Here is a 14,218-nt window from a genome sequence, read left to right as displayed (position 1 = left end):
CTAATGGGCGCGGGGCGCCCGACCAATCCGTTCAGGCAACAGGTTTGGGAGGCGGGGACGTCGTGTCGGGTGCGATGCCGACCAGCGTCGGCTGCCGCTGCCGGACCGGTGCGGCAATGACGCCGACCGCGGCTGCGGAGTGCTGTGGCTGCGCGATCGCGACCGAGAAGCAGCCATGACAGTGATGGCCGGCGAGGGCCTTATGATCGCCATGGCCAGCCGAGCCGTCGTCGACAATCGCGGCGATCTCCGAACCGCCGGAGGGGCTGGTGACATCGATGTCGCACAAACCGTGTGCGGCGCCCGCGAACAGGTAGGTCACTGCAACGAGCACAGCCAGCAGTCCGCGCCAATGGCGCAGGCGGCGAAGCAGGGCAGGCTGGCAGCTCAGGAACACGAATTCGCTCTCGTTGTCGGTCGCGCTGGCCTAGCACGGCGACGGGAACAGTGTCGACCCGCTACAATGTTACGTGTGGGGAACTTGATGTCGCGGGCAAGTCGGCCCCCGCGATTGTCCTGGACGCGCAATCGCCCTATCTTTGGTGGCATGGCCGACGCATGCTGCTCACCTCCGCCGCTCAATCTCGATCGCCATCGTGACAACAAGGCGTATCGCCGAGTGCTATGGGCTGTGCTCGCCATCAACGCCGTCATGTTCCTCGCTGAAATTGGCGCGGGCCTCGCGGCCGGATCAGCGTCGCTCCAGGCGGACGCGCTCGATTTCCTCGGCGATGCCGCGAATTATGCCATCAGCCTCCTCGTGGTCGGGATGGCATTACGCTATCGCGCCTCTGCGGCGCTCGCAAAGGGGCTGACGATGGGCGCCTTCGGCCTATGGGTCGTCGGCACGGTGGTCTGGCACGCTGCGCACGGCACACTGCCGAGCGCATTCACGATGGGGGCGGTCGGTGTGGCAGCCCTTGCCGCCAACGCGGCCTCGTTCGGATTGTTGTGGGCCCATCGCAAGGGCGACGCCAACATGCGCTCCGCCTGGATCTGCACCCGCAACGACGTGCTCGGCAACATTGCCGTTCTGCTGGCCGCCCTCGGCGTGTTCGGCACCGGCACGGGATGGCCCGACGTGATCGTGGCTGCCATCATGGCCGGGCTCGCGCTCCAAGGCGCCTCCGTGGTGGTGCAACAATCGACGATCGAACTGAAGGCCCGTCCTGCCTGACGCGAGAGCGCGGGCTTGCCATGCCTCCTCATGCCGCGGTCTCCGCAATGCGCTTGGGCTCCGCGATCCGCTCGTCCCGTACCGGCGACGTTCGTTCGTTGTCGTGACCCGAGGCCAGCCCAATCCCCTTCACGATCCCGAAGATCGCGGGGATCACGATCAGCGTCAGCAGGGTCGAGGAGATCATGCCGCCGATCATGGGCACCGCGATACGCTGCATGATCTCCGAGCCCGTGCCGGTGCTCCATAGGATCGGCAACAGGCCTGCCATGATCGCGATCACTGTCATCATCTTCGGGCGGACGCGCTCGACGGCGCCTTCCATGATGGCCGCATAGAGGTCCTCGCGTGTCAGCGGGCGGCCCGCCAGCTCGCAGCGCGCTCTGGTCTCCGCCAGCGCGTGATTGAGATAGATCAGCATCACCACGCCGGTCTCGGCCGCGACGCCCGCGAGCGCGATGAAGCCGACGGCGACCGCGACCGACAGGTTGAAGCCGAGCCACCACATCAGCCAGAGGCCGCCGACCAAAGCGAAGGGAAGCGAGAGCATGACGATCATGGTCTCGGTGACCGAGCGGAAGTTGAGGTAGAGCAGCAGGAAGATGATCAGCAGCGTCACCGGCACCACGATCTTGAGCCGCGCGGTGGCGCGTTCGAGATATTCGTACTGCCCGCTCCAGACCACGTAATAGCCTGATGGAAACTGGACGCTCGCCTGCACCGCGCGCTGCGCTTCTGAAACGTAGCCGCCGAGATCGCGGTCGCGGATGTCGACATAGATGTAGGTCGCGAGCTGCCCGTTCTCGGTCCGGATCGAGGTCGGCCCGCGCGCCGGCGTCACGCTTGCGACCTCGCCGAGGGGAACGGCGCCGCCCGACGGCATCGGCACCAGGATGTCGCTGCTGATCGCCTTCGGATTGTCACGCAGGTCGCGCGGATAGCGCATGTTGACGGTGAAGCGCTGGCGTCCTTCCACCGTCGTCGTCACGGTCTGGCCGCCGAGCGCGGTCGCGATCGTGTCCTGCACGTCCTGCACCATGATGCCATAGCGCGCCAGAGCCTCGCGGTTCGGCGTGATCTCAAGGTAGTAGCCGCCGAGGCCGCGCTCGGCGTAGGCCGACGAGGTGCCGGGGACCGCCTTGAGCACCTGCTCGACCTGCCTTGCCAGCTTGTCGATGCCGGCAAGGTCCGTGCCGATGACCTTGACGCCGACAGGTGTGCGGATGCCGGTCGAGAGCATGTCGATGCGGGCCTTGATCGGCATGGTCCAGGCGTTGGAGACGCCGGGAAACTGCAGCGCCTTGTCCATCTCGGCGATCAGGCTGTCGACGGTCACGCCCGCGCGCCACTCGGCCTTGGGCTTCAAGTTGATGATGGTCTCGAACATCTCCGATGGCGCCGGATCGGTCGCAGTCGCCGCACGGCCGGCCTTGCCATAGACCGAAGCAACCTCAGGGAACGAACGGATGATGCGGTCCTGAGTCTGCATCAGCTCGGCGGCCTTGGTCACGGAAATGCCGGGCAGCGTCGTCGGCATGTAGAGCAGGGTGCCTTCGTTGAGGTTTGGCATGAACTCGGTGCCGAGCTGCCGCGCCGGCCAGATCGAGACGGCGAGCACGCCAAGCGCGAGCAGGATCACCGGGACCTTGGCGCGCAGCACGCCCGAGATCACCGGGCGATAGATCCAGATCAGGAAGCGGTTGATCGGATTCTTGTGCTCCGGGATGATCTTGCCGCGCACGAAGATCACCATCAGCGCGGGCACCAGCGTGACCGACAACAGCGCCGCCGCCGCCATCGCAAAGGTCTTGGTGAAGGCGAGCGGGCTGAACAGCCGTCCCTCCTGCGATTCCAGCGTGAAGATCGGCATGAACGACACGGTGATGATGAGGAGGCCAAAGAACAGGGCAGGGCCGACCTCGGCGGCGGCTTCGATCAGGATCTCCACCCGCGAACGGCCGGGCTGGGCACGTTCGAGATGCTTGTGCGCGTTCTCGATCATGACGATCGCGGCGTCGATCATGGCGCCGATCGCGATCGCGATGCCGCCGAGACTCATGATGTTGGAGCCGATCCCGAGCAGCTTCATGGCGCCGAAGGCCATCAGCACGCCGACGGGAAGCATCAGGATCGCGACCAGCGCGCTGCGGACATGCAGCAGGAACACGATACAGACGAGCGCGACGACGATGCTCTCCTCGACCAGCGTGTGCTTTAGCGTGTCGATCGCCGCGTAGATCAGGTTCGAGCGGTCGTAGACCGGGACGATCTCGACCGATTTCGGCAGGCTGGTCGCGATCTCCCTGAACCGCTTCTTGACGTTCTCGATCACGTCGAGCGCGTTCATGCCGAAGCGCTGGAGCACGATGCCGCTCGCCACCTCGCCCTCGCCGTTGAGCTCGGCGATGCCGCGCCGCTCGTCGGGGCCGAGCTCGACGCGGGCGACGTCGCGCAGCTTGACCGGCGTGCCGCTGTCGGTCTTCAGCACGATGTTGCCGATATCGTCGATGCTCTTGAGATAGCCCTTGCCGCGGATCACATATTCGAACTCGGAGAGCTCGACGGTGCGGCCGCCGACATCGGCATTGCTGGCGCGGATCGCCTCGCGCATCTTCTGCATGGTGATGCCGAGGTCGCGCATGCGCTGCGGATCGAGGATGACGTTGTACTGCTTGACGAAGCCGCCGACGCCGGCGACCTCAGCGACGCCTTCCGCCTTGGCCAGCGCGAATTTCAGATTCCAGTCCTGGATCGTCCGGGTCTCCGCGAGGTTCAGCGCCTTCGACATCACGGCATATTGGTAGACCCAGCCGACGCCGGTAGCGTCGGGGCCGATCGTCGGCGTGACGCCGGCGGGCAGCCGCGATGCCGCGCCGTTGAGGAATTCCAGCACCCGTGAGCGGGCCCAGTAGATGTCGGTGCCGTCCTCGAAGATGACGTAGACGAAGGAGACGCCGAAAAAGGAGAAGCCGCGCACCACCTTCGATTTCGGCACCGTCAGCATCGCGGTGGTGAGGGGATAGGTGACCTGATCCTCGATCACCTGCGGCGCCTGTCCGGGATATTCGGTGTAGACGATGACCTGGGTGTCGGAGAGATCGGGGATGGCGTCCAGCGGCAGATGGAGCAGAGCATAGAAGCCTGCGGCGGCCGCAAAGCCGGTGCCGAACAGCACCAGCAGCAGGTTGCGTGCCGACCATGCGATGAGGCGTGCGATCATGGCCTGGCTCCCATCGCCTTGTCGCCGTCGGTAGCGTTGCCGGCTTCGGCAAAGCCCTTGAGCGCCGCTTTCAGATTGCTCTCGGCGTCGATCAGGAAGTTGGCCGACGTGACGACCGTGTCGCCCTCGGCGAGGCCGTCGCGGATCTCGACATAGCCGTCGCCGTGTCGCCCGAGCTTGACCTCGCGCGGCTCGAAGCGGCCCTGGCCCCTGTCGACCAGCACGGCCTGCCGGCTGCCGGTGTCGAGCACCGCGCTCTCGGCGACGCTGAGCACCGGCGACGGCGTGCCGGTGTCGATCCCGGCATCGACATACATATCGGGAAGCAGCGCGAGATCGGCATTTTCCAGCTCGACCCGCATCCGCGCCGTGCGTGTCTCCTTGTTCACCTGCGGATAGATCACGCTGATCCGGCCCTTGAAATCCCGGCCGGGATAGCTGCGGGCTCGCACCGTCACGGGCTGGCCGACAGCGACAGTGCCGAGATCGCGCTCGGCGACATCGACGGTTGCCCACACTTGCGAGATGTCGGCGATGCGGAACAGCACGTCGCCGGGCTGCGCGCGCATGCCTTCGATCGCGTTGCGCTGGAGCACGATGCCGTCGCGCGGCGACGACCATTGGATGGTGGTCGGCGCCGAGTGGCTCTTTTCCATCTCGGAGATGACCGTTTCGGGGACGTCGAGATTGACGAGGCGCTGCCGGGAGCCGCGGCCATAGGGCTCGATGCCTGCCGTCGTCCTCGACGTGATCGTCGCGAGATATTCGGCCGCCGCGGACGAGACCGCGGAGCTGTAGATCTCCATCAGGGGCTGCCCTTTGGTCACGCGGCTGCCGGTGGTGACGTCGGCGACCTTCTGCACAAAGCTCTCGGCGCGCATCGCAACCACCGAAACGCGGCGTTCGTCGAGCTGTATCGTGCCGGGCGCGCGCACCAGCGTCCTGATCCGGCGCAGCTCGACCGGCTCGGATTTGACGCCGCTGCGCTGGATCTTGCCGGGCGACAGCTTTATCGAACCGTCGTCGCTGTCCTCGCCCTCGTAGACGGCGATGTAATCCATCCCCATCGAGTCCTTCTTCGGCACCGGCGAGGTGTCAGGCAGGCCCATCGGGTTGCGGTAATACTTGACCTTGCGATCACCCTTCGTGTCGGCCGTCATCGGTTCGGGTGACGGGTCGGGGTCGTCGAAGCTGACATCCTCGCTCGCCCGCACGGGGCGATAGTCGCGACCGTCGGAAGTTTTCTTCGGCATCAGCGAGTAGAGGGGCTTGCCATCGGGATCCCTGAAATAGATCGCCGAGCCTGCATCCGCCGCAGGTGCGGCGGATGCGAGGAAGCTCGAGGCTGACTGCGGTCGGAGGTCGTGGCCAGCGAACAGCGCGGCTCCTGCCGCTGAAAGGATCGCAGCGGCAGTGCCGATGGGGGCGAGGCGGGTCATTTGTCGGCCGTGACGACGAGCTTGTTCTCGACCGTGCCGGTCTCGCCCTGCACCTTGGCGCCGAGCGAGAGCTGCCAGCGCCCGGCCATGCTGAAATTGGCCTTGAAGCGGTAGGTCCCGGGCTCGGTGCCCGGCATCGGCGTGACCTTGGTGACCATCTCCTGCATGCCGTCAGGGGCCATGTCGAGCCGGCTGGCAAAGATCACCGCGTTGGGTATCGCCTTGCCGCTGGTCTTGTCGACCAGCCGTACGGTCACGATGCGATCGGCGCCGGCCTTGACGGTCGGCTGAACGAGCTGGAACTCGTAGTTTCTGATCTCGGCATGGGCGGCACCCGTGAGCGCAGCACCGATCAACGCGGCCATGGCGGCGCGCGTGAGGTTGGTAGTCGTCATGATTTTTAGTTCCTCGATAAGGTCTGATGGAATCGCCCGCGTCGCGCCCGGCAAGCCGGGGTGCAGCGAGGCGGCAGGCAATGGCGCGCACGCCGATGCGGCGCGCACGATCATCAGGCGCGTCAGCGCCAATCAGACCTGGCTTCGAGGGGGATGGTCGGGAGGCTTGGCCGCGAGCCCGTCGCGCAGGCGGTCATTGTTCGGCGCGAGCGCGCTTCGCTGCGGCTGCCGCTCGATCACCGAGTTCGCCCCGGACGGAGCAGGGAGCGACAGGCTCAGCATGCACAGCGCGATGAACGGACAGGAATCGCAGGTCTTGCTCTTGGTCTGGTCCGGACAGCAGGGCATGTCTTCGGACATCGCCTGCATGTCGTCTGACATGGCCGGCACGACGCTGCCGGCACTCGCTACCGGCATGGCAGACGCCGCCGTGGCCAGCGGCGCGAGCAGGAGCCCGGCCGCAACCAGCAGCATCACCACAGCGTTGGCGAACCGTCTCAGCAGCATACGCCATTGTCGCACGGCATCGCGGAACCCGCAAACCGGTCCGCTTCACGATTTAGCCATGCAGGCGAGTGGGGCGGAAGACGAACTCCCGAACTTGGAGGGTCTCGTCGGCCTCCACGGTAATGGCGGCATGGAAGCTCGCTTCCATCGCCTGCTCCAGCCATTTGATGGCTTCGTCGATCCACTCGTCGTGGTGCTCGGGATCGGCGATGGCCTTCTCCCGGAATGCATCCGCCTGATGCAGGCACGCGGTTCTGCGATCCACACGGCGCTCCCGATCTGGAGGTTCTGCCCGATTGCATCTTTGATGATCGCGGCGCCCGTGTCGTTAACATACGACAGGAAAGGGGCAGCCAGAGCTGCCGCCGATCAGGGCTGCCACAGATGAGGAAAGGCCCCAGCCGGGGCTGACCGGCTGAGGCCTTTTGTGCTCACGTCTTCATCCTTGGGACTTGAATGTACAAGTCGCGTCCCCCGGGTTCGTTCCGCCCGACCGGCGAAATTAGGAACGTTCCTCGTCTCTCCTCATTAGCAGGAACATCTGAGGAGGACGGACTATGAACGGACTGATCTATCTCGTCGGCCTGATCGTGGTGATCATGGCGATCTTGTCATTGTTCGGCCTGCGTTGAGAGAGCTGATATGGCCATCGAAGCTCTCGTGCAGGACGAAGTCATCGAAAATCGTCTACCGGTCGCCGCAGACCGCTGGCGCATCCATTGGAGTTCTATCGTTGCAGGCGCATTCGCGGCCGCCGCGTTGTCCTTTATCCTGGTGAGCTTTGGCGTCGCTGTCGGGCTCGGCATCAGCTCGACGTCGCCCACATGGCGCGATGCATCAGCCGCGCTGGCGCTTCTTTCGGGGTTGTATTTGATCCTTCAAGCAGTCGCCAGTTTCGGCTTTGGCGGCTATGTCGCCGGCCGTACCACGCGTCAGGCGAACGCAGTTTCGGCCATCGATGACGATGGCGAGCGATGGGATGGGCTCCATGGCCTGATGTCATGGGCGCTTGCCGTGCTGATCGGTGGCGTTTTCCTCGCGTTTCTCGGCACGGCTGCCATTGACCGCTCTCCCGCACGGACTTCGACAGGCAACGCGACCGCAGCCGAGCCGCTTTTGAGCTACGAACTGGACAAGCTGTTCCGCGCGCCAAGGCGGCCTCCCGCCGATCTCCGGGAAACCCGCGCGGAGGCCGGACGCATCCTCATGACGTCGTCGAGCCATGGCGGCGTCAGCAGCGACGATCGAACTTATCTCGTACAGCAGGTTACGGCGTTGACGGGATTGACTGGCCCAGACTCCGAGCGCCGGGTCGATGCTGCGATTGCGGACTCCCGGACGGCGATCAACCGCGCGCGACGTAGCTCGATCATCCTCGCATTCTCGGTTGCAGCCGCAACTCTGATCGGGGCCGTGGTAGCCTGGGCGGCTGCTGTTGCCGGCGGACGGCATCGCGATGGCGAGCCGCTGCCGAACTGGATCGTGAGCTCGAACCGCTTCCATCGCACGCCACGCGCGATGCCGGTGCCGTAAGCTTATCGGGGTGTGGGCGCGACCTGCACCCCAGCACGCCGGCTGGCGAAGTCGGCGATGAGAGCGGTGATATCAGCCGGGCGCTCCAGGCTGGGAAGATGGGCCACGCCAAGCATTTCATAGCCCTCTGCGCCCGGGACCGCCATGACGATATGGCGACAGCGTTCCTGTACGTAGGGGAAATCGAGGTCGCCCCAGATGACGAGGGTTGGCACCGCGACCTCACCGAGCCGATGGAAGAAGGGGCGAATATCAACGTCCGATCCGAATGGCGGGGACCGGAGCGCGATGCCGTTCATGTCAAGCAGCAGATCGCGCGCAGGCCCGGCGACGCGGCCTTCGGGAGCCAGCGGTCCGTCGAGCCAGAGGCGCGCCTTCATTGCGTTCCACCGATCGAGATCGCCAGATGCCTCGATCGCCTTCGATTGCATCATCAGCGTCTCGATGTCGGGGGTGTAGACCGGATCGGGCGCACCCGCGGCATTGGGGGCAATCAGAACGAGAGCGCCAACACGCGAGGGATGCCGCACGGCGGCATCAAGCGCGATCCGGCCGCCGACGGAGCAGCCAACGAGGATAGCAGGCTTGCCGCCTGCGGTCGTCTCCAGCACCGCCACGAGATCTGCGAGGGCAGAAAAGTCTTCAGCCTCGGCGCGCGTTTCGCCAAATCCGCGCCGGTCATAAGCGACCACCTTGTGGGTGGCACTCATCCCATCGAATTGGGCGCGCCACATGCGACGGTCGCACACGTTGGCATGAAGAAAGACGACAGCGGTGCCGTCGCCAGCGATTTCGGCCGCAAGCCCGGCGCGACCAGATGCAATGTGCCGCATGATCGCGCTACGCCTTCTCCTCCCAGATCATGGCGAGGTGGACGATGGTCTGCACCGCCTTTTCCATGTCCTGCCGGCTGACCCATTCGAGCCGTGAATGAAAAGCGTGCTCGCCGGCGAAGATGTTGGGGCAGGGCAGGCCCATGAAGGACAGGCGCGAGCCGTCGGTGCCGCCGCGGATCGCGGTGCGCATCGGGCGCAGGCCGGCACGGCGGATCGCCTCGATGGCGTATTCGAGGATATGCGGGTGACCGTCGATCACCTGCTTCATGTTGCGGTACTGCTCCCTGACCTCGAAATTGTAGGTCGAGCGCGGATAGTCCTTCATCACGTCCTTGACGATGTTCTCGAGCAGCAGCTCTTTCTCCTTCAGCCCTTCCTCGGTGAAGTCGCGCACGATGAAGGAAAGCGTCGCCTGCTCCAGCGCGCCGTCGATGCCGATCGGATGCAGGAAGCCCTGCTTGCCCGAGGTCGTCTCGGGCGAGCAGCCTTCCTTCGGCAGGCGCTCGACGATGGCGGCCGCGATCTTGATCGCGTGCTCCATCTTGCCCCTGGCATAGCCGGGATGGGCGCTGACGCCGTTGATGGTGATGGTGGCACCGTCAGCCGAGAAGGTCTCGTCCTCGACGCTGCCGGCGCTCTCGCCGTCCATGGTGTAAGCGAAATCGGCCCCGAGCTTCCTAAGATCGACATTGTCGACGCCGCGGCCGATCTCCTCGTCCGGCGTGAACAGGATCTTGATGGTGCCGTGCTTCACATCGGGGTTGTTGATGAAGAAATACGCGGCATCCATGATCTCGGCGACGCCGGCCTTGTTGTCGGCCCCGAGCAGCGTGGTGCCGTCGGTGGTGATGATGTCGTTGCCGATCTGGTTCTTCAGCGCGGGATGCTCGGTGAAGCGGATCACCTGGCTGGTGTCGCGGGGCAGCGTGATATCGCCGCCGCGATAGTTCTTCACTACCTGCGGCTTGACGTCCTTGCCGGTCACGTCGGGCGAGGTGTCCATGTGCGAGCAGAAGCAGATCACCGGCACCTTCTTGTCGGTATTGGCCGGGATCGTTCCGTAGACGTAGCCGTAATCGTCGAGATGCGCATCCGCGACGCCCATGGCCTTCAGCTCGGCGGCGAGCACGCGGCCGAGATCCTTCTGCTTCTCGGTCGAGGGCGAGCTGGGGGATTCCGGATCGGACTGGGTGTCGATGGTGACGTAGCGCAGGAAGCGCTCGGTCACGGTATGCGTGAAGGTGAGGGAGGACATTTCTGGTCAAACCACCGGGTCTTTTGAGGAAGCAAGGCTTGTCAGGAAGCAAGGCTTGTCAGGAAGCAAGGCTTGGGGAAGCTGGCGGTATACCAGAAAAGCGGGCCGCGTTGCGGCCGGACGACGCTGAATCGGGCTTAACGAAAGGTAAGCCGCTAGATCGCCTCTTTCAGCTCCTTGACCGGGCGGAACGCGACCTTCTTGCTGGCCTTGATGTGGATCGCCTCACCGGTCGCGGGATTGCGGCCGGTGCGGGCGGCCCGCTTGCGGACCTGGAGGATGCCCAGCCCCACGATGCGGACGCGGTCGCCCTTCTTGAGGTGCCTGGTGATCAAATCGACCATATCGGTCAGGACGGCCTCGGCGTGCTTCTTCGAAAGGTCCTGGCTCTCCGCAATGTCGGCGGCGAGGTGCTTGAGCGTGATGGTGGCGGGGGCGGCGGCCTTCTTTGTTGGATCCTTCTTAGCCATATCTGGCCTCCTCGATTGTTCAATCGCAGGGAACCCCCGGAAAAGGTGGGAGAATGTAGGGATTCTCTAGGTTCGGGAAGGCGTAGACGATTCGGGCGTGGCCTGACTACGCTGCGGCTTGGGTCCGGCGACCGCTGGAGATCGCCCGCGCAGATGGGAAGGGCGTCGAGAAGTTCGGGCTAAGACTATGAAGGGATTGCCATTAAATGGCGCGAGAGACGGGGCTCGAACCCGCGACCTCCGGCGTGACAGGCCGGCGCTCTAACCAACTGAGCTACTCCCGCGTGGTTCGCTCGAAGCGCGCGGAACGAGGGGGGACTTAAAGGCGGGGCTTGGTGAAGTCAAGGACGTTGCGCTAGGCCAAGGCGCCTCAGCTAAGTATAGCGCTGGAAAACGAAAAGGCCGCCCTGAGGCGGCCCCTGGTCTGCCCGGAACATCGCCGGTCAGCGAATCTCCGACGTCCCCGCGCTGGTGACCACGACCGGCTTGCCGGCCTTGATCACGTGGGTCGATTGGGCGGTCTGGCTGTAATCGGCATTGGTGCGGGCTGCGATCCCGAAGCCGGCGACCAGGATACCAGCGACCAGCGCCACCACCACGATCTTCAGGTGGGTCGCACGATCAGCAGAGTGAATTGAGTGGTTCATCTGAGCCTCCCGACGGGCTTTGCCGTCGTCTATGGCTCATCTTCTAGGGACCATCTGTTTCCGGATGGTTTCGCGGGTTCCGCAAAATGGTTTCATTTCTACGCTTGGCTGGTTTCGCGGGGCTTGCCCCGCGACGAGGGGCTCAGGCAGCCCGGCCGATATCGTTCCGGATCGTGCGGGCAGCCAGGACGAACAGGAGCGCGCCGAGCGTGGTCGTGATCGCCGCCGAGAGCAGGGAATAGCGCACGGCGTCCGCGCCATAGGTGCCCTTCAGGGCGTCGTTGACCATGCCCACGGCAAGCGGGCCGACGCCCTGGCCGAAGCAGGTGGCGGTGAGCGCGATGAGCGCGGAGGCCAGCGCCCGCATACTGGGCTTGGCCACCGTCTGCGCGATCGCGAAGATCGGCCCGAGATGAAAGCCGACCAGGAACGAGGTCAGCGCCAGCATGGCGACCATCATCGCGAAATCCTGCGTCAGCATGCACAGCGCGAACACCGGGCCGGCGAGCCCCGAGGTGATCGCGGGCGCCCACAGCTTCCAGCGGTCGTCGCGGCGGCTCACTTGCGCCACCACGAAGCCGCCGAGCAGGGTGCCCGCCATGCCGGCGAGCCCCTTGAAGGTGCCGGCATAGGTGCCGATCTCGGCGCTCGACAGATGGTGCACGCGGGCCAGGAACGGCGGGATCCAGGCTGCTGTGGCGTAGTTCGTGTAGGTGGTGAGGCAAAAGCCGATCAGGACGATGATGAAGCTCCGCTGCGAGGCCAGGAAGCCCAGCGTCGGCCCCAGCGGCTCGGGCACAAAGCTCTCCTGCATCGCGCCGCGCTTCGGCTCGGAGATCGTCAGCCACAGGATGATGGCGAGCAGGATGCCGGGTAGGCCGGCGACATAGAACGCCATCCGCCAGCCATAGTGCTGGTTGACGTAGCCGCCGACGAAATAGCCGAGGAAGACGCCGAGATAGGTGCCGATGGCGTAGATGCCGAGCGCGCGCGGGCGCTCGTTCTTGGCAAAGAGGTCGGCGACGATGGATTGCGAGGCCGGCGAGCCCGCGGATTCGCCGATGCCGACGCCGATTCTGGCAAGTGCCAATGAGGTTACACTCGAGGCCGCTCCGCACAGCGCCGTCATCGCGCTCCAGAACGCGAAGGCGACCGCGACGATGTTGCGCCGGTTGAGCCGGTCGGCGACCCGCGCGATGGGAATGCCGAGCAGGGAATAGAACAACGCGAAGCCGAAGCCTGCGAGCAGGCCCATCATGGTGTCGCTGAGCTGAAACTCCTTCTTGATCGGCTCGATCAGGACGTTGAAGATCGTGCGGTCGAGGAAGTTCAGCGCATAGATGATGGTGAGCAGGCCCAGGACGTAATAGCGCCGCGCCGGGGGCTTTGCCGCGGCGGTCGTCTGCACCGACATCTGTGACGTCACATCGACCATCGCATCCCCCCAATTTGTCTTTGTTATCTTTGTCGGTCCAGCTTTTTTGAAGCTGGCTACGTCACGCGTCGCGGATGTAATTCCCCGCTTCGAATTCGACCGGTGCGGCATTCGGGTCGAACGAGACGCCGATCGGATCGCGCTCTGCTTCCATCGCTTCAAGCTGCTCGCCCAGCATGCGGCGGATCATCAGGATGCCGCGGTCGCTCTGGCCGAAATGCTCTTCGGAGTGGATGGTCTGCGGACCCTGGCCGACCTGGGCCTCGTAATCGCCCGGGAATTGCTGGTGCTCTTGCTCCGTCATGTCCCACCAGAATTTGCCGTTGAATTTCGAACGCATGCGGCCGATGTCGCCGGACGCCTTGACGCGGCCGGCGACGTAGATGCGGAAGGACGTGTCGTCGATCGGCAGCGTCCAGCCGATCGACTCGACGCGCGCGAATTGGGCCACGCGCGGGTTCGGCACGACGCGCAAGGTGGGGAGGGCGGCCTCGGTGACGCGATAGAACACCTTGCCGTCGTCCTGCTTGCGGATCGAGCGCACGGCGATGCCGCGCGGTGTCTTGTCGAACTTCACCTCCGGCATCGAGGCCATCATGTTGGTGAATTGCGGACCCGAGAACGAGCCGTGCAGCACCGGCACGTGATAGGGATCGACCACGTTCTCGAAATGCTGGAGCCAGTTGCAGGGGATGACCGCAGGCCCGCCGCCGCCGATCGAGGAATCGTCGGCCTCGACGAACTCGCCGTCGTCCATGTTTTCGAGGCACTCGTAAGCCGGCAGCACCGGGCGTTTCTCGGCCGGGCCCATATAGGCGAAAATCAGCCCGTAGCGCTCTTCGACCGGGTACCAGGGCTGGCGCACCTTGTCCTTGAACTGTCCGCCATCGGGCTCGCAGGGCTGCTCCAGGCAATGGCCTTCGGTGTCGAACTTCCAGCCATGATAGCAGCAGCGGATGCCGTCTTCCTCGACCTTGCCGTAATAGAGCGTGGTGCCGCGATGGCAGCAGCGGGCGTGCAAGAGGCCGACGCGGCCGTGCTTGTCGCGGAACAGGATCAAATCCTCGCCGAGCGCGCGCAGCTTTTTCGGCGTGTCGGTGGCGTCGCTGACAAGGCCGACCGGGTGCCAGTAGCGGCGCAGCAGCTCACCCATCGGTGTGCCGCGCGTAACCGAGGTGAGCTCGGTGCGCGTGTGCGCCGGCTTCATTGCATAGCCGGTGCCGAGATCGCGATCCCGCTGGGTCATGGTCATACGCTTCCTCCCGCGCCGCCGGGCCTTGGTGACCCGGTCATCTTCGCGTGTT

14 protein-coding genes and 1 tRNA gene are annotated in these 14,218 nt (G+C 64.9%); 2 read left to right on the top strand and 13 right to left on the bottom strand.

Annotated features, from left to right (window positions below; genetic code table 11):
- Positions 1-31 precede the first annotated feature (31 nt).
- A complete protein-coding gene (locus NLM25_RS25600) occupies positions 32-397 on the bottom strand; it encodes a hypothetical protein (RefSeq protein WP_254138843.1) in 366 nt (121 codons plus the stop codon).
- 150 nt (positions 398-547) lie between these two features.
- Between NLM25_RS25600 and NLM25_RS25595 the strand changes: the two genes are divergently transcribed.
- The gene (locus tag NLM25_RS25595; RefSeq protein WP_254120071.1) at positions 548-1,177 is read left to right on the top strand and encodes a cation transporter; all 630 of its coding nucleotides are present in this window, start codon (positions 548-550) and stop codon (positions 1,175-1,177) included.
- 28 nt (positions 1,178-1,205) lie between these two features.
- On the opposite strand, the gene NLM25_RS25590 is transcribed toward NLM25_RS25595, so the two are convergent.
- The 5 genes from NLM25_RS25590 to NLM25_RS25570 all read right to left on the bottom strand — a co-directional run bounded on the left by NLM25_RS25590 (position 1,206) and on the right by NLM25_RS25570 (position 7,003).
- Positions 1,206-4,397 (bottom strand): efflux RND transporter permease subunit, encoded by a 3,192-nt coding sequence (locus tag NLM25_RS25590; RefSeq protein ID WP_254138842.1) that lies wholly within the window; start codon positions 4,395-4,397, stop codon positions 1,206-1,208.
- Positions 4,394-5,836: an efflux RND transporter periplasmic adaptor subunit gene (locus tag NLM25_RS25585; protein WP_254138841.1), complete on the bottom strand. Its 1,443-nt coding sequence runs from the start codon at positions 5,834-5,836 to the stop codon at positions 4,394-4,396. Before NLM25_RS25585 ends, NLM25_RS25590 begins: the two co-directional genes overlap by 4 nt.
- Positions 5,833-6,231, bottom strand: a complete 399-nt coding sequence (locus NLM25_RS25580) for a FixH family protein (protein WP_254120068.1) — start codon at positions 6,229-6,231, stop codon at positions 5,833-5,835. The genes NLM25_RS25585 and NLM25_RS25580 overlap by 4 nt, the downstream gene beginning before the upstream one ends.
- A 132-nt stretch (positions 6,232-6,363) precedes the next feature.
- Positions 6,364-6,738, bottom strand: a complete 375-nt coding sequence (locus NLM25_RS25575; RefSeq protein ID WP_254120067.1) for a hypothetical protein — start codon at positions 6,736-6,738, stop codon at positions 6,364-6,366.
- 52 nt (positions 6,739-6,790) lie between these two features.
- Positions 6,791-7,003, bottom strand: coding sequence for a hypothetical protein (locus NLM25_RS25570; RefSeq protein ID WP_254120066.1), 213 nt, complete (start codon positions 7,001-7,003; stop codon positions 6,791-6,793).
- 377 nt (positions 7,004-7,380) lie between these two features.
- Between NLM25_RS25570 and NLM25_RS25565 the strand changes: the two genes are divergently transcribed.
- Complete coding sequence (locus NLM25_RS25565) at positions 7,381-8,271, top strand: hypothetical protein (RefSeq protein WP_254138840.1); 891 nt, start codon at positions 7,381-7,383, stop codon at positions 8,269-8,271.
- A 2-nt stretch (positions 8,272-8,273) separates the two neighbouring features.
- Here NLM25_RS25565 and NLM25_RS25560 read toward each other — a convergent pair whose 3' ends face one another.
- The 7 genes from NLM25_RS25560 to NLM25_RS25530 all read right to left on the bottom strand — a co-directional run bounded on the left by NLM25_RS25560 (position 8,274) and on the right by NLM25_RS25530 (position 14,166).
- A complete protein-coding gene (locus tag NLM25_RS25560) occupies positions 8,274-9,104 on the bottom strand; it encodes an alpha/beta fold hydrolase (RefSeq protein ID WP_254138839.1) in 831 nt (276 codons plus the stop codon).
- 7 nt (positions 9,105-9,111) lie between these two features.
- Positions 9,112-10,362, bottom strand: a complete 1,251-nt coding sequence (pepT, locus tag NLM25_RS25555) for a peptidase T (RefSeq protein WP_254138838.1) — start codon at positions 10,360-10,362, stop codon at positions 9,112-9,114.
- 155 nt (positions 10,363-10,517) lie between these two features.
- A complete protein-coding gene (locus NLM25_RS25550; protein ID WP_254138837.1) occupies positions 10,518-10,832 on the bottom strand; it encodes an HU family DNA-binding protein in 315 nt (104 codons plus the stop codon).
- 207 nt (positions 10,833-11,039) lie between these two features.
- A tRNA-Asp gene (locus tag NLM25_RS25545) sits at positions 11,040-11,116 on the bottom strand.
- Positions 11,117-11,275: 159 nt separating this feature from the next.
- Complete coding sequence (locus NLM25_RS25540; RefSeq protein ID WP_254120059.1) at positions 11,276-11,479, bottom strand: hypothetical protein; 204 nt, start codon at positions 11,477-11,479, stop codon at positions 11,276-11,278.
- 142 nt (positions 11,480-11,621) lie between these two features.
- On the bottom strand, positions 11,622-12,914 hold the full coding sequence (locus tag NLM25_RS25535) for an MFS transporter (protein ID WP_254138836.1): 1,293 nt from the start codon (positions 12,912-12,914) through the stop codon (positions 11,622-11,624).
- A gap of 61 nt (positions 12,915-12,975) precedes the next feature.
- Entirely contained in the window at positions 12,976-14,166 is a 1,191-nt protein-coding gene (locus tag NLM25_RS25530) for an aromatic ring-hydroxylating dioxygenase subunit alpha (RefSeq protein ID WP_254138835.1), read from the bottom strand.
- Positions 14,167-14,218: the final 52 nt, after the last annotated feature.

The sequence above is a fragment of the Bradyrhizobium sp. CCGB01 genome (assembly GCF_024199795.1).
In the GTDB taxonomy this organism is placed as follows: Bacteria; Pseudomonadota; Alphaproteobacteria; order Rhizobiales; family Xanthobacteraceae; genus Bradyrhizobium.
This window is presented reverse-complemented; position numbering and strand designations above follow the sequence as displayed.

What these genes read in the sequence shown, in the direction of transcription:
- NLM25_RS25565 (WP_254138840.1), top strand. Translation starts at nt 7,381, where the DNA reads ATGGCCATCGAAGCTCTCGTGCAGGACGAAGTCATCGAAAATCGTCTA.
- NLM25_RS25560 (WP_254138839.1), bottom strand. Translation starts at nt 9,104, where the DNA reads ATGCGGCACATTGCATCTGGTCGCGCCGGGCTTGCGGCCGAAATCGCT.
- NLM25_RS25595 (WP_254120071.1), top strand. Translation starts at nt 548, where the DNA reads ATGGCCGACGCATGCTGCTCACCTCCGCCGCTCAATCTCGATCGCCAT.
- pepT (WP_254138838.1), bottom strand. Translation starts at nt 10,362, where the DNA reads ATGTCCTCCCTCACCTTCACGCATACCGTGACCGAGCGCTTCCTGCGC.
- NLM25_RS25585 (WP_254138841.1), bottom strand. Translation starts at nt 5,836, where the DNA reads ATGACCCGCCTCGCCCCCATCGGCACTGCCGCTGCGATCCTTTCAGCG.
- NLM25_RS25535 (WP_254138836.1), bottom strand. Translation starts at nt 12,914, where the DNA reads ATGGTCGATGTGACGTCACAGATGTCGGTGCAGACGACCGCCGCGGCA.
- NLM25_RS25540 (WP_254120059.1), bottom strand. Translation starts at nt 11,479, where the DNA reads ATGAACCACTCAATTCACTCTGCTGATCGTGCGACCCACCTGAAGATC.
- NLM25_RS25530 (WP_254138835.1), bottom strand. Translation starts at nt 14,166, where the DNA reads ATGACCATGACCCAGCGGGATCGCGATCTCGGCACCGGCTATGCAATG.
- NLM25_RS25550 (WP_254138837.1), bottom strand. Translation starts at nt 10,832, where the DNA reads ATGGCTAAGAAGGATCCAACAAAGAAGGCCGCCGCCCCCGCCACCATC.
- NLM25_RS25580 (WP_254120068.1), bottom strand. Translation starts at nt 6,231, where the DNA reads ATGACGACTACCAACCTCACGCGCGCCGCCATGGCCGCGTTGATCGGT.
- NLM25_RS25590 (WP_254138842.1), bottom strand. Translation starts at nt 4,397, where the DNA reads ATGATCGCACGCCTCATCGCATGGTCGGCACGCAACCTGCTGCTGGTG.
- NLM25_RS25575 (WP_254120067.1), bottom strand. Translation starts at nt 6,738, where the DNA reads ATGCTGCTGAGACGGTTCGCCAACGCTGTGGTGATGCTGCTGGTTGCG.